This window comes from Halorhabdus rudnickae, assembly GCF_900880625.1.
In the GTDB taxonomy this organism is placed as follows: Archaea; Halobacteriota; Halobacteria; order Halobacteriales; family Haloarculaceae; genus Halorhabdus; species Halorhabdus rudnickae.
Window position 1 is genome coordinate 20,885 of record NZ_CAAHFB010000001.1, and the last position, 14,249, is coordinate 35,133.

Genomic DNA, 14,249 nt, shown 5'->3' on the forward strand with positions numbered 1-14,249 from the left:
ACCGTTGTCCGCGTTAGAGTCGTTGTCTGGTCCTGTTGAGCGTCGTATTTCCGACTGAATGCGTGGACTTTCGCCTCGCTCCCGCTGTCACTCAGTCTCGATCGGCTGACAGATATTCGAGGCCCTCGGCTGCGAGTTCAGTCGTTCCGTATCCCCGTTCGCCGGTGACCTGTTGCTCCTTGATGAGCCCAGCGACACGGAATTCGGCCAATCGACCGTGCAGGTCGCTCTCGCAGTATTCGTATCGATCGAGCATCGCTCTGACCGACAGCGGACCGTCCCGCTCGAGTTCGAGAAGCAGCCCCAGCGAGCGTTCGGTCCGGACGGCGGTCAGCACCGCCCGAACCGGCGGTGAAACCGCATTCGCTGCCGCCGAGAGCGGGGACTCCTCGTCTCGCAGTTCGAGGTCTGCTGGCGGTCGATACGTCTCCTGGCCGGTCTCGGGATCGTGGACCAACCATCCATCGGCCGAGCGCTTCAGTAGGAGATAGGTCCGTCCGTCCTCATCCTGCACTGTCCGCATGCTCGTCCTACCGACTACGGACGGTTAGGACTACCGTCGCGTAACCCCAATGGCACCGATAGAACACCCTCAAAAGCCACGCCTAACTGTCCTCTGACCGCGTGCGGACAAATTGGCGGTAGCGGACGAGACCGTATCCGCCAGCCACGATTCCGACGGCCAAGAGACCCCCGCCGATCCGGACGTCGCCGAGGAAATACAGGACCATCGGGCCGACGGTGACGCCGAACAGTGCGACGTTGAACACGAGGACGAGCTGCCAGAACAAATCGACTGTCTCCGAGTCGATCTCACCCTCAGATGGTTTCGGCTCGGGGACCTCGACCGTCGGGATCAGATCGTCGTTTCCGTCGACATCCTCTTCGAAAAACTCCTCGAGCGGGTCACTGCTGGACACACACTTCTCTCGGGGTGGCATCGACAAATCGGCTTCGTTTGACTCACCGGTGGTCCGGAAGGGCTGTGGCGTCGTCGCTGTAGATCCACGCCATCGGGTTCTCTGCGTCGTAGAGTACTGTCCCGTCCTCGGTCTCGTAGAACTCCACTGTCGCGTCAGACTCGGACGGTTCGGGGAGCGTTGGCTCCCGGGACGTCGCTCCGTCGCTCCGGCTTCCGTTGGCGGGGTTCGACATTGCAACCACGACTTGGTATGATATGCCGTAACATAAACTTTCCCGCCACGGTAGTTGTCGTAGTAGCTACTTACCATCTCTGTGAGGGACGGGCTCTCAGTGACCCCATCTCGGCCGGCGACCGGGGAGTTTTAGGGTGACGGCTCGAACCAACTCCCCAATGGCAGATTCCGGGCAGCAGCGCGGTCTCGGCGAGTTCGCCGGTGGCGACGACCGGCCGGCCGAGGAGGCGCAGGTCGTCGCCGGCAACGGCGGGCAGGGGGCCGGCGTCGTCGAGACCGACGAGTGGAAGTATCCCGACGCCGACGGCACCGTCGAGTTGTCGGTTACGCAGGTCGATTACACGATCGAAGGCACAGGCGACGACGAGTACCCGGTGCTTCACGTCTTTGGCCGCACCGCGGATCGCACGCTGGAACACGTTCGCGTCTACGAGTTCAAGCCGTACTTCTATGCCCCTGTTGACTCCGTTGACCAGGAGCGACTCGCGGGGTACGACGCGATCACCGGCTGGACGCACGCCGACGACGACGGCGAGCCATTCGAGTCCATTCGCGGAGAGGAACTCGTGCGGATTTTCGGCCGGACGCCCCGAGACGTCGGGCAGATCCGGGACGACTTCGACCACTACGAGGCGGATATCCTCTTTCCGAACCGCCTACTGATCGACAAGGACATCACCAGCGGTATCCGCGTCCCCGAACGCCGCACCGACGACGGCTCGATCCGGGTTCCACACGACGAGATCGAAGCCATCGACTACGACGCCGAAGCTCGGGTCAATACCTTCGACATCGAGGTCGACGACCGCTCGGGCTTTCCGGAGGACGGTGAAGAACCAATCATCTGTCTGACTAGTCACGACTCCTATCGCGACGAATACGTCGTCTGGCTGTACGACTCGCCGGTCGGGATCGATCCGCCGGAGGCACTGGATCGCTACGAACCCCTCGAAGGCGATTTCGAGGCTGACGTTCGCGTCTTCGAGCAGGAGGAGGCGATGCTCGCGGCGTTTCTGGACTACATCGCGGAGACCGATCCGGACATCCTGACGGGCTGGAACTTCGGGGATTTCGACGCGCCCTATCTCATCTCCCGGTTGCAGGTGCTCGAAAACGGGACGGACCTGAACCTGGACATGAATCGCCTCTCGCGGGTCAACGAGGTCTGGGAGAGCGACTGGCAGGGACCGGACATCAAAGGTCGGGTGGTCTTCGATCTCCTGCGGGCGTACAAACGGACCCAATTCACCGAACTTGATTCCTACCGGCTGGAAGACGTCGGCCAGGAGGAACTCGGGGCCGGCAAAGAGACCTACACCGGCGACATCGGCACGCTCTGGGAAGAAGACCCCGAGCGACTGCTCGAATACAACCTCCGGGACGTCGAACTTTGTGTCGAACTCGACCGCAAGCAGGACATCATCGCGTTCTTCGAAGAGGTCGCCTCGTTCGTGGGCTGCAAACTCGAAGACGCACCGACACCAGGAGACGCCGTCGACATGTACGTCCTGCACAAGGCCTTCGGGAACTTCGTTTTGCCCTCGAAGGGCACCGTCGAGTCCGGCGAGGAGTTCGAGGGCGGAGCCGTCTTCGAACCGATCAGCGGGATCAAGGAGATGGTCAGCGTCCAGGACTTGAAGTCACTGTATCCGATGTGCATGGTAACGATCAACGCTTCCCCGGAGACGAAAGTCGATCCCGCCACCTACGACGGAGAGACGTTCCGTGCACCGGATCCGAGCGGCCAGCATTTCCGGAAGGAGCCCGATGGCATCGTCCGGGAGATGGTCGAGGAACTTCTGTCAGAACGGGAAGAAAAGAAGTCTCTCCGAAACGAGCACGAGCCCGGAAACGAAGCGTACGAACTCTATGACCGGCAGCAAGGGGCTGTCAAGGTTATTATGAATTCTCTCTACGGCGTTTCGGGATGGGATCGGTTCCGACTCTATGACAAGGACAACGCTGCGGCCGTGACCGCAACGGGGCGGTCGGTCATCGAGTACACCGAGTCGGCCGTCAACGACCTTGGATACGACGTGACATATGGCGATACTGACAGCGTTATGATAAGTATGGGGACGGATATGTCTGTCGAGGACGCCATCGACCGCTCCTTCGAGATCGAGGAGGCGATCAACGCCTCTTATGACGAGTTCGCCAGTGAGACGCTGAACGCCGAGGAACATCGCTTCCAGATCGAGTTCGAGAAACTCTACCGACGGTTCTTCCAGGCGGGCAAGAAGAAACGCTACGCGGGCCACATCGTCTGGAAAGAGGGCAAGGACGTCGACGACATCGATATCACGGGTTTCGAGTATCAGCGTTCGGACATCGCCCCCATCACCAAGCGCGTCCAGAAGGAGGTTCTGGACATGATCGTCACCGAGGGCGATGTCGACGCCGTCACGGAGTATCTCCACGACGTGATCGCGGACTTCCAGTCCGGCAACGTCGATGTCGAGGACGTCGGTATCCCTGGCGGAATCGGCAAGCGACTGGACAACTACGACACCGATACCGCCCAGGTCCGGGGGGCGAAGTACGCCAACAAATTGCTCGGAACGAACTTCGATCGCGGGAGCAAACCCAAGCGACTCTATCTAAAGAAGGTCCATCCCGATTACTTCCGGCGGATCGAAGACGAGCGAGGTCTCGATCCATCACGTGATCTCATCTATGGGGAGTTCAAGCGCGACCCGGACGTGATCTGCTTCGATGTCGCCGAACAGATCCCCCCGGAGTTCGAGGTCGACTGGGAGAAGATGTTAGAGAAGACTCTCAAGGGCCCGATCGCTCGCGTGATCGAGGCCCTGGACGTCTCCTGGGAGGAAGTCAAGAGCGGCCAGGAACAGACGGGTCTCGGACAGTTCATGTGACGGAGACGGTGGCAAGAGGATTCAACTTTCGTTAAGATTCTTTCCGATTCGACCAAAGCAAATATCTTGTGTTGCGAAAGCTTCATGGGTGGGTAGAACTTGTTTTCGGTTGACCTAGAACATGGCTACACTCCAGATCAACAATCTCCACGCGGAAGTCGCCGAAGAGGGTGGCGAGCGGATCCTCGAGGGCGTCGACCTGACGGTCGAGTCCGGCGAGATCCACGCACTGATGGGACCGAACGGCAGCGGCAAGTCGACCACGGCGAAGATCATCGCCGGCCATCCCGCCTACGAGGTGACTGAGGGCGAAGTACTCCTCGAACTCGACAGTGACGAGTACGACGAGGCGATTCCCGAGGACAAACGCACCTGGAATCTGCTCGACCTCGAACCCAACGAGCGCGCGGCACTCGGCGTCTTCCTCGGCTTCCAGTATCCGGCCGAGATCGAGGGCGTGACGATGGTGAATTTCCTCCGGACGGCACTCAACGCCAAGCTCGAGGAGCGCGAGGAGCTGTTCGAGGACGAGGAAGCGGCCGATGCGGAAACGGACGACGAAGCGGAAGAGGCGGGCTACGACACCTCGCCGATGGAAGGGCCTGCCGACGAGGGCGAGGTCAGCGTCGCCGAGTTCCAGCAACTCCTCAAAGAGAAGATGGAGCAACTGGACATGGACGAGTCCTTCGCCGAGCGATACCTCAACGCCGGGTTCTCCGGCGGCGAGAAGAAACAGAACGAAGTCCTGCAGGCAGCGATCCTCGAACCCGAGATCGCCGTCCTCGACGAGATCGACTCCGGGCTGGACATCGATCGCCTTCAGGATGTCTCGAAGGGCATCAACTCCCTTCGGGACGACCAGGGGACGGGCGTCCTCCAGATCACCCACTACCAGCGCATCCTCGACTACGTCGAACCCGATCACGTTCACGTGATGCTCGACGGCAAGATCGCCAAGAGCGGCGGCCCGGAACTGGCCGAGAAACTCGAGGACGAGGGCTACGATTGGGTCCGCGAGCAGGTTTACGAGGCGGCCTGAGGTGACCACACAATGAGTTCAGATAACGATCTCGAATCGACCGATACGGAGGCTCGATTCGAATTCAAGAAAGAGCAGTCATCGGCCTACGAAGCCGAGGTCGGTCTCACCGAGGAGACCGTCCGAAAGATCTCAGAAGACAAGGACGAGCCCGAGTGGATGCTCGAACGGCGTCTTCGCGCCTTAGAGCAGTACAAGGAGATGCCGATGCCGACCGACTGGCCCGGCCAGCCGGACCTCTCGGAAGTCGACATCGACGAAATCATCCCGTACATCCGCCCGGACATCGAAACCCGCGGCGGCGAGGACGACTGGGACGATCTGCCCGACGAGATCCAGGACACTTTCGACAAGCTGGGCATTCCCGAGGCCGAACAGCAGGCACTCTCGGGCGTCGGTGCCCAGTACGAGTCCGAGATCGTCTACCAGAACATGCAGGAGCAGTGGGAGGAGAAAGGCGTCGTGTTCATGGACATGGACAAGGCTGTTCAGGAACACCCCGAACTCGTCCGTGAGCACTTCATGACGAAGGCCGTCCCGCCGAGCGACAACAAGTTCGCCGCGCTCCACGGTGCGGTCTGGTCGGGCGGCAGCTTCGTCTACATCCCCGAGGGCGTCACCGTTCAGATGCCCATCCAGGCGTACTTCCGCATGAATTCGGAGGGCATGGGCCAGTTTGAGCACACCCTCATCATCGCCGAGGAGAACTCGGAAGTTCACTACATCGAGGGCTGTTCGGCACCCCAGTACGCCCATCACAATCTCCACAGTGGGGGCGTCGAGGTCTTCGTCAAGGAAGGCGCTCACGTCCAGTACTCGACGGTGCAAAACTGGTCGAAAAACACCTACAACCTCAACACCAAGCGCGCCATTGTCGAAGCCGACGGCCGCATGGAGTGGATTTCGGGGTCGATGGGTTCGAAGGCCACCATGCTGTACCCGAGTTCCATCCTCAAGGGACCCGGTGCCAGCGACAACCACATCACCATCGCCTTCGCGGGCGAGGGACAGGACATCGACACCGGCGCGAAGGTTTACCACAACGCGCCAAACACGAAGTCCACTATCGAATCGAAGTCTATCGCCAAGGACGGCGGCCGGACGAACTACCGTGGCCTGGTCCACATCGCCAACGGTGCGGAAAACTCTTCGACCAGCGTCGAGTGTGACGCGCTGATGTTCGACAACGAGTCGACCAGCGACACCATGCCGTACATGGAGATCCAGGACAACAAGGTCGACGTCGCCCACGAGGCGACGGTCGGCAAGATCGGCGACGAGGACGTCTTCTATCTGCAAAGCCGCGGGCTTGACGACGACGACGCAAAGCAGATGATCGTCGCCGGGTTCATCGAGCCGATCACGGAGGAACTGCCCATCGAGTACGCCGTCGAACTCAACCGTCTCATCGAACTGGAGATGGAGGGAAGTCTCGGATGAGCACGCAGGTACACGCAACACTCACTGCGGAGGATGTCGAGCAGGTTTCAGCGGAGTTGGGAGAGCCCGACTGGCTGACCGAGACGCGTCTGGAAGCGTTCGAGGCCCTGGACGATCTCGCGATGCCGTCGGTCATCCGCACGCCCGGTCGTGACTGGACGAACCTCGATGCCCTCGATTACGAGACCCTCGTCGACCCCCTGGAGTGGGCCGAGGAAAAAGACCGCGTCGAGGCCGAGGGCGTCGACGTTCTGTCCTGGTCTGAAGCCCTGGAGGACCACGGCGACCTCATCAAAGAGCACTTCGGCAGTGTCGTCGACCCGCAGCGGGACTACCTGACGGCGCTGTCGACGGCGCTGTTCGGTGCCGGGACAGTCGTCTACGTCCCTGAGGGCGTCGTCGCCGAGGACGTGAAGATCCGGACGACGATGAACTCCCGGTCGCTGTTCAACTACACCCTCGTTGTCGCCGAGGAATCGTCGTCGGTGACGATCCTCGAACGACAATCCACTGGCGACCAGCCGGCAGATAGCGACCAGTACTACTCCGGTGTCGTCGAAGTCGTCGCCGACAAGAACGCACACGTCCAGTACGGCGCGTTGCAGAACCTCTCCGAGGACACCTACAACTTCTCGGTCAAGCGCGGTCACGCTGCCCGTGACGCCACGGTCGACTGGATCGAGGGCAACCTCGGCTCCCAGTTGACCAAGACGAGCGTCGAGACGCGCCTGATCGGCGACGGCGCCGAGAGCCAGATCGTCGGAGCCTTCTTCGGGCACGACGACCAGCACTTCGACCTCGGTTCGCGGGTCTGGCACGAGGGCGAGCACACGACTGCTGACCTCGTGACTCGTGGCGTGCTCGACGACGAGGCACGCTCGGCCTACGAAGGTGTCCAAGACGTTGGTACCGACGCCTGGGACACGAACTCCTACCAGCGGGAGAACACGCTCCTGCTCAGTGACGACGCGGAGGCCGATGCCTCGCCGAAACTGATTATCAACAACCACGACACGGAGGCCAGTCACTCCGCGACGGTCGGACAGGTCGATCAGGAGGACCTGTTCTACATGACCTCCCGCGGCATCGACGACGAACGGGCGACGAACATGCTCGTCGAGGGCTTCTTCGTGCCCGTCTTGGAGGAAGTTGCGGTCGACGAACTGCGCGAGGATCTGGACGACCTAATTCTCGAACGGCTGGAAAACTGAGAATTTAGTCTTCCGGTCTGTCTGTTGTATATTCTTCTAAGATATGGATTTATTAGGAGATGTCTGCTAATTCCTGATCGTCTCTCTACATCAATCCCGCAATCTAAATACCAGCAGAGAAAACACAGTGGTTGAATGACTCGATCTGCTTAGTCGCCTCCTCTTCGAGCAATGTCGGAAAATCAACTAAGAGGTCTACCGAGCCGTGGTATAACGACATTTCGCCGCCGAAACAGTCATGACAACCAAACGCATGGTAAGTTGAATACCGTCTCTTTGGCTATCATAATTCGATACCTATTTATGATTACGGTTATTTTCCCGGATTAGCGGTAAACCAGGAGGAGAAAGTTGATTTGCGTTGGGGCGCAAGCGGAGTAGCTCCTGGTTGTCAGCCGCTCGACAATGCGAGTGACATTACGTGTCATGGGGGAAACACTCTTCGGGTTGCAGGCAGCATCGTATCGTGTACCAACAGCAGACATGGTCATCGAGTGGGGGTGAACGACCATGACATGGAGTCGTCGAGAGGTGCTGAGAGAGCTGTCTGCCCTGTCGGCGGTTGCGGTGGGTGCGACTGGTATCACAGCCGCCGCTAGTTGTAGCGGTGTCTCTGAATACGATTCCGGAGCAACCTATACGGGCGGCGATCAGGTCGTCTACGACGGGGCGCTCTGGACTGCTGAATGGTGGACCTCCGGAACAACACCGTCAACGGATGCTGCCGTCTGGACGAAAGAAGGCTCTTGTGGTGGTGATGACGGTGGGAGCGGTGTCGATTGTTCCGATGTTTCCGAGTGGGATTCGAGCACGACCTATACCGGCGGAGATCGGGCTGTCTACGACGGACGCCTCTGGGAAGCCAAGTGGTGGACCCAGGGTGACGAACCCGGTGCAAGCCAGCGGGGTCCCTGGAAGGAAGTCGGCGCCTGTGGTGGCGGCGGTGACGACGGCGGTAATGAGTCGCCGACCGCCTCGTTTACGGTTGATCTGTCCGCTCCGGAGCCCGGCGAGGATATCACCTTCGACGCATCCGACTCCTCGGACCCAGATGGGACGATCGCATCCTCCGAATGGGATTTCGACGACGGGAATTCGGCGACCGGCGAGGTCGTCACCCACAGTTACGGGTCGTCGGGCGACTATACGGTCACGCTGACGGTTACCGATGATGCGGGCGCGTCCGTGACCGCATCCCAGACGGTGTCGGTGTCTAGCGACAACACGACACCGAACGCCTCGTTTAGGGTCGATCCGTCCGACCCAGCGCCGGGTGACATAGTCACCTTCGATGCGGCCGACTCTTCGGACGCTGACGGCACGGTCGACTCTTATGAGTGGGACCTGGGAGACGGGAATTCGGCAACCGGTCAGACAGTGACGAATAGCTACGAGAGTGGTGAGTACACCGTGACGCTGACCGTTACTGACGACGACGGCGCGACGGATTCGAACGCGACGACCGTTGTCGTTCAGTCCGACGGGGGCAGTGGCACCGGCGAAACGACGTTCGCGCCGTATAACCATCTCGCCACGAACCTGGGAACCAGCATGGTCGAGCATTACCAGCAGGCCGAAAACGATGCATTCACCCTTGCGTTCGTCCTTTCGGATGGGAGCGGCAACGCCTGCTGGGACGGCGAACCGGATCAGCTCGTCGCGGATGGCGTCCACAAAGACGAGATCCAGGCCTACCAGAACACCGGCGGCGAGGTGATCATCTCCTTTGGCGGTGCAGTGGGGACGATGATCGCCCAGGACACCTCGGACATCGAAACGATCAAATCCGAGTACGAAACCGTCATGGACACCTATGGTGTCACTCACCTGGATTTCGACATCGAGTCAGTCAACAAAGACGCAGTCGACCGGCGCAACCAGGCGTTAGCCGAGTTACAGTCCGAACGGCCGGAGCTGACGGTGTCTTACACCCTCCGCTGTCGGACGACCGGCCTGACCCAGCACGGGTCCTACGTGGTCAACAATGCGGCAGATCACGGCGTGAACATCGAGTACGTCAACATCATGACGATGAATTATGGGTGGGTCGAGCCGACCGCAAGCACGGTTAAAGATTCGGCGAACGGGCTCCACTCGGATCTCTCGTCGATCTTCTCCGAGAAGTCCTCGGCGGATGTCTGGAACATGGTCGGGGTGACGCCGATGATCGGTGTCAACAACGTCGGCGGCAGTCATATGCCGTCCGACGCGGAGGAGGTCGCCTCCTTCGCGACCGAGAAGGGTGTTGGGCTCGTGGCCTTCTGGTCGATCGATCGGGACAACGGCGGCTGTGCCGACGGCTCTGTGTCCGCGACGTGCAGTGGTATCCAGCAGGGGCCCTACGAGTTCTCGCAGATCTACAATCAGGTGCAGTAAGTAGGTCGAACGGTTCAACATGAGTGATCGACGAGTACATATCCACGTGGATCTCCTAGGGGGTGATCCACTGGGGTGGACGGCATCGACGGATGACGGGGCGGGGACTCCCGGAGGGTATCGGCTCAACGGATTTAGACTGCTGAGCCCGGGGGTGAACCGGCAACCGCGTAGTGACTTGCATTTCGATGGGACGTGGGGGTATCGTTCGATGAACGGCGAACACGAATACAGCTATCAATGAAACACACGCGACGCGACATACTTCGGAAAGCATCGGAACTGGGCGCACTGGCAGTCGGCGCAAGCGGCGTCGCCGCGGCGGCTGACTGCAGTGGCGTCGAGGAGTGGAGTTCAAGTGCGACCTATACGGGCGGCGACCAGGTTGTCTATGACGGCAGCCTCTGGGAGGCCAAATGGTGGACCCAGGGCGACGAACCCGGGGCCAGCGAGTGGGGCCCGTGGGAAGAAGTCGGCTCCTGTAGCGGTGATGGCGGCGGCGATGACGGAGGCGACGGCGGTAATGATGGTGGCGGGGACGGCGCCGACTGTTCGGGCGTTTCGGCGTACGACTCCAGTGCGACCTACACCGGTGGCGATCAAGTCACCTACCAGGAGGCCCTCTGGACGGCCGAATGGTGGACGAAAGGAACGGCCCCGTCGACAAGTGCGAACGTCTGGACGAAAGAGGGGTCCTGTGGCGGTGGTGGCGACGATGGCGACGACGGCGGAAACGAGTCGCCAAACGCTTCGTTCACGGTCGCGCCGTCTGATCCCGAACCGGGCCAGGAAGTCACCTTCGATGCCGCAGGATCGTCGGATGCTGACGGATCGATCGAGTCCTACGAATGGGAGCTGGGCGACGGCAGTTCGGCGACCGGCCAGACTGTCACGAACACCTACGAGAGTGGCGAATACACGGTCACGCTGACCGTTACCGACAGCGAGAGTGCAACGACGACGGCCTCCGAGACCATTCTGGTCAAGGTGCCGCCGGAGCCGCCCGAAGACGAGTTCAAGGTCATCGGGTACTACCCGAACTGGAAGGCCAACGAGGATCAGGACTACTACCCTGAAGACATTCCGTTCGATAAGGTCACGGACGTGCTGTTTGCCTTCCTTGGCGTCGATGCGGACAACGCCGAGCCGAAAATCCTCAACGACCTCTCGCGGGAGAACCTCCAGCGGTTCAAGGAGCTCAAAGAGGGCCCGGCCTCGGACACCCGGATCCATCTCTCGATCGGTGGCTGGGCAGATTCGGAAGGCTTCAGCCAGATCGCCGCGACCGAGGAGAACCGCCAGAGCTTCGCCGACGCCTGTGTCGATCTCCTGCGAGAGTACAATCTCGACGGGATCGACATCGACTGGGAGCACCCCGGTAGCCAGCAGGGAAAATGCCAGTGTGGCTCCAACAAGGACTACGAGACCCATGTCGACCTGCTGAAGGCCATCCGAAGCGTGCTCGACGAGGCTGGTGCGGAGGATGGCAAGCACTACTACGTCTCGGTCGCTAACGGTGGCTCCGACTGGAACGCCGGCGGACTGCGTCACGGCAAGGTCGGCGATGTGTGTGACCACACTGCCATCATGGCCTATGACTTCACGGGATCGTGGATGGACGTTGCCGGTCAGAACGCACCGCTGTACGGTAACTCTCACCCGACCGAGAACTCCCAGTACGGGCAGACCTACACCGCCCAGTACTTCGTCGAGTACACGGTCGATAAGCTCTATGCCGGCGATCACGGCGAGACGGGCTACTGGCCCGGCCAGTGGAAGTACCCACCCGCCGAGCCCGCTGAGTACGACGAACTAGTGCTTGGCCTGCCGTTCTACGGCCGTGGCTTCAAGGGCACGACTGAGCTGTACTCCGGCTACGATGGGCTCCCGAAGGGTACCTGGGATGACCTTTCTGACGGCGATCCGACGGGTTCTTTCGACTTCGGTGACATTGAAGAGAACTTCCAGGGCGAAGACGGCTGGACGAAAAAGCGCCACGACCCCGGCGCAGTGCCGTATCTCGTCAACGAGGACGAAGAGATCCTCATTAGCTACGACGACAAGCAGGCTATCGCCGAGAAGGTCAAGTTCGCCAAAGAGCGTGGCATGCAGGGTGTGATGTTCTGGGAACTAGCCCAGGACTGGAACGAGACCCTGCTGGATACGATCCTCGAAAACATCTAGCATCGCTCAGCGACTCCTCTCCCCGTTCTATGCTGTAGGGGAACCATGCGACGAATGGAAACACACGCGCGCTGGCTGTGGTGGCCAACGGGACCGGTTCGACAGCGCACCGTCGCGCCGTTTCAGGGTGAAGCTTGGGGACGACCGACACCGGGGGTAACGGGGTCGTCTGCCGGGGTACACGCTGACGGCCGACAGTGGATACGCTGTTCCGAACCGTCTGAAAGCGCGACTGTGTGGACGAACATCGGCACCTGCAGTGGAACCTAATCCAACAATGAAACACACGCGACGTGACATACTTCGGAAGGCATCGGCACTGGGGGCACTGGCAGTCGGCGCAAGCGGCGTTGCCGCGGCGGCTGACTGCAGTGGCGTCGAGGAGTGGAGTTCAAGTGCGACCTATACGGGCGGCGATCAGGCGGTTTACGACGGCAGCCTCTGGGAGGCCAAATGGTGGACTCAAGGCGACGAACCCGGAGCCAGCGAGTGGGGTCCGTGGGAAGAAGTCGGCTCCTGTAGCGGTGATGGCGGCGGCGATGACGGAGGCGACGGCGATGATGGTGATGGCGATGACGGTGGTGGCGGCGAGACGGTCGACTGTAGCGGCGTCGCCGCGTGGGATGAGAAAGCGATCTACGACGAAGGCGATCAGGCCGTCCACGCCGGCACGCTGTGGGAAGCTAACTGGTGGGTTCAGGGGAAAACACCCGGAGACAGCGGGCAATACGGTCCCTGGACGGAGATCGGCACCTGCAAGGCCGAAACCGGACTGAAGCCTTCAATCTCGACGAGTACATTCGTCCAGCCCGGCGAAAGCGTCGAATTCGATGGGAGCGACTCCTCGGGCCTGATCGAGTCCTACGAGTGGGACTTCGACGGCGACGGGACCGTCGATGCGACCGGCAAGGTCGTCACCCACACCTACGAGTCGACCGGCGAGTACACGGTCACGCTGACTGTCGGTGACGGCGAGGGCAACACGAACAGCACCTCCGTCACTGTCACCGTCAGCAACGAGACCGGTTTCCCCGAGAACGTCTTCGCGCCGTACGTCGACGTACTGCTCGAAAGCCAGGATCCGCTGGTCGAGTCCGTCGAGAAAGCCGGCACGCGGCACTTCCTGCTGGCGTTCGTCGTGGCCGACACCGACGACGATCCGGCCTGGGGTGGCACCGTCAAAGTCGGCGCAGACAGTCCGAACCTGGACATTGGGAGCCAGATCAGCGACCTTCGAGAGAAGCGGGGTGGGGACGTGATCGTCTCCTTTGGCGGCCTCCAGGGGACGTACCTGGCCGAGACCACCGACAGCGCGGAGGAACTGAAGAACAAGTACGCCAAGGTCGTCGAGGAATACGACCTGCAGTTCCTCGACTTCGACGAGGAAAAACTCGTCAGGAGCGAGTCGGGCCGTGAGAAGGTCGCGCTCCGTAACAAGGCGCTGGTACTACTCAAAGAGGAATACCCGGATCTGACGCTCTCCTATACGCTGCCGGCGCTCCCGAGTGGCCTCCCCAGTCACTCGACCAACAACATCCTGTTCGCGCTTGAGGATGCCGCAGAGCGGGGGCTCGAAATCGATCTCGTGAACCCGATGACGATGAACTACGGGAGCGAGTACGACCTCAACGGTGAGACAGTCATCGAGTGTGCCAAGAGCATTCACGACCAGCTTGGTGATCTCTGGCCGGAGAAGTCAGCCGAGGAGCGCTGGCAGATGATTGGGTTGACGCCGATGATCGGCCAAAACGATGTCGACTCGAACGTGTTCTATCCCGAGGACGCCCGGCAGGTCCAGCAGTGGGCCAGCGAACAGAACATTCGCTTGCTGTCCTTCTGGGAACTCGTCCGGGACAACGGCGAGGGCGATCGGCTGTTTAACAACACGCTGATCGACTCCGAGCCCTACGAGTTCTCGGAGATCTTCACCGACTTCACCACAGAATAGCACCGTATCAGATAGAAT

Annotated in this window: 10 protein-coding genes; 7 read left to right on the top strand and 3 right to left on the bottom strand. The window is 60.7% G+C overall.

Annotated features, from left to right (window positions below):
* Nucleotides 1-91 precede the first annotated feature (91 nt).
* The 3 genes from BN2694_RS00115 to BN2694_RS00125 form a co-directional block, all read right to left on the bottom strand.
* On the bottom strand, nt 92-523 hold the full coding sequence (locus tag BN2694_RS00115) for a DUF7346 family protein (RefSeq protein ID WP_135661502.1): 432 nt from the start codon (nt 521-523) through the stop codon (nt 92-94).
* Nucleotides 524-605: 82 nt separating this feature from the next.
* Complete coding sequence (locus tag BN2694_RS00120; protein ID WP_135661503.1) at nt 606-920, bottom strand: DUF7322 domain-containing protein; 315 nt, start codon at nt 918-920, stop codon at nt 606-608.
* A 43-nt stretch (nt 921-963) separates the two neighbouring features.
* The gene (locus tag BN2694_RS00125; protein ID WP_135661504.1) at nt 964-1,155 is read right to left on the bottom strand and encodes a DUF7331 family protein; all 192 of its coding nucleotides are present in this window, start codon (nt 1,153-1,155) and stop codon (nt 964-966) included.
* Between the two features lie 160 nt (nt 1,156-1,315).
* Between BN2694_RS00125 and BN2694_RS00130 the strand changes: the two genes are divergently transcribed.
* The 7 genes from BN2694_RS00130 (at nt 1,316) to BN2694_RS00160 (ending at nt 14,231) form a co-directional block, all read left to right on the top strand.
* Complete coding sequence (locus BN2694_RS00130; RefSeq protein WP_135661505.1) at nt 1,316-4,033, top strand: DNA-directed DNA polymerase; 2,718 nt, start codon at nt 1,316-1,318, stop codon at nt 4,031-4,033.
* Between the two features lie 121 nt (nt 4,034-4,154).
* Nucleotides 4,155-5,072 (top strand): ABC transporter ATP-binding protein, encoded by a 918-nt coding sequence (locus tag BN2694_RS00135; RefSeq protein ID WP_135661506.1) that lies wholly within the window; start codon nt 4,155-4,157, stop codon nt 5,070-5,072.
* Between the two features lie 12 nt (nt 5,073-5,084).
* Nucleotides 5,085-6,512, top strand: a complete 1,428-nt coding sequence (gene sufB, locus BN2694_RS00140) for a Fe-S cluster assembly protein SufB (RefSeq protein WP_135661507.1) — start codon at nt 5,085-5,087, stop codon at nt 6,510-6,512.
* Entirely contained in the window at nt 6,509-7,723 is a 1,215-nt protein-coding gene (sufD, locus tag BN2694_RS00145; RefSeq protein WP_135661508.1) for a Fe-S cluster assembly protein SufD, read from the top strand. The genes sufB and sufD overlap by 4 nt, the downstream gene beginning before the upstream one ends.
* 510 nt (nt 7,724-8,233) lie before the next feature.
* Nucleotides 8,234-10,099 (top strand): PKD domain-containing protein, encoded by a 1,866-nt coding sequence (locus BN2694_RS00150; RefSeq protein WP_135661509.1) that lies wholly within the window; start codon nt 8,234-8,236, stop codon nt 10,097-10,099.
* A 240-nt stretch (nt 10,100-10,339) separates the two neighbouring features.
* Nucleotides 10,340-12,283, top strand: coding sequence for a glycosyl hydrolase family 18 protein (locus BN2694_RS00155; RefSeq protein WP_135661510.1), 1,944 nt, complete (start codon nt 10,340-10,342; stop codon nt 12,281-12,283).
* 277 nt (nt 12,284-12,560) lie between these two features.
* Entirely contained in the window at nt 12,561-14,231 is a 1,671-nt protein-coding gene (locus tag BN2694_RS00160) for a PKD domain-containing protein (protein ID WP_135661511.1), read from the top strand.
* Nucleotides 14,232-14,249 lie beyond the last annotated feature (18 nt).

What these genes read in the sequence shown, in the direction of transcription:
- BN2694_RS00160 (WP_135661511.1), top strand. Translation starts at nt 12,561, where the DNA reads ATGAAACACACGCGACGTGACATACTTCGGAAGGCATCGGCACTGGGG.
- BN2694_RS00130 (WP_135661505.1), top strand. Translation starts at nt 1,316, where the DNA reads ATGGCAGATTCCGGGCAGCAGCGCGGTCTCGGCGAGTTCGCCGGTGGC.
- BN2694_RS00115 (WP_135661502.1), bottom strand. Translation starts at nt 523, where the DNA reads ATGCGGACAGTGCAGGATGAGGACGGACGGACCTATCTCCTACTGAAG.
- BN2694_RS00125 (WP_135661504.1), bottom strand. Translation starts at nt 1,155, where the DNA reads ATGTCGAACCCCGCCAACGGAAGCCGGAGCGACGGAGCGACGTCCCGG.
- BN2694_RS00150 (WP_135661509.1), top strand. Translation starts at nt 8,234, where the DNA reads ATGACATGGAGTCGTCGAGAGGTGCTGAGAGAGCTGTCTGCCCTGTCG.
- BN2694_RS00135 (WP_135661506.1), top strand. Translation starts at nt 4,155, where the DNA reads ATGGCTACACTCCAGATCAACAATCTCCACGCGGAAGTCGCCGAAGAG.
- sufD (WP_135661508.1), top strand. Translation starts at nt 6,509, where the DNA reads ATGAGCACGCAGGTACACGCAACACTCACTGCGGAGGATGTCGAGCAG.
- BN2694_RS00155 (WP_135661510.1), top strand. Translation starts at nt 10,340, where the DNA reads ATGAAACACACGCGACGCGACATACTTCGGAAAGCATCGGAACTGGGC.
- sufB (WP_135661507.1), top strand. Translation starts at nt 5,085, where the DNA reads ATGAGTTCAGATAACGATCTCGAATCGACCGATACGGAGGCTCGATTC.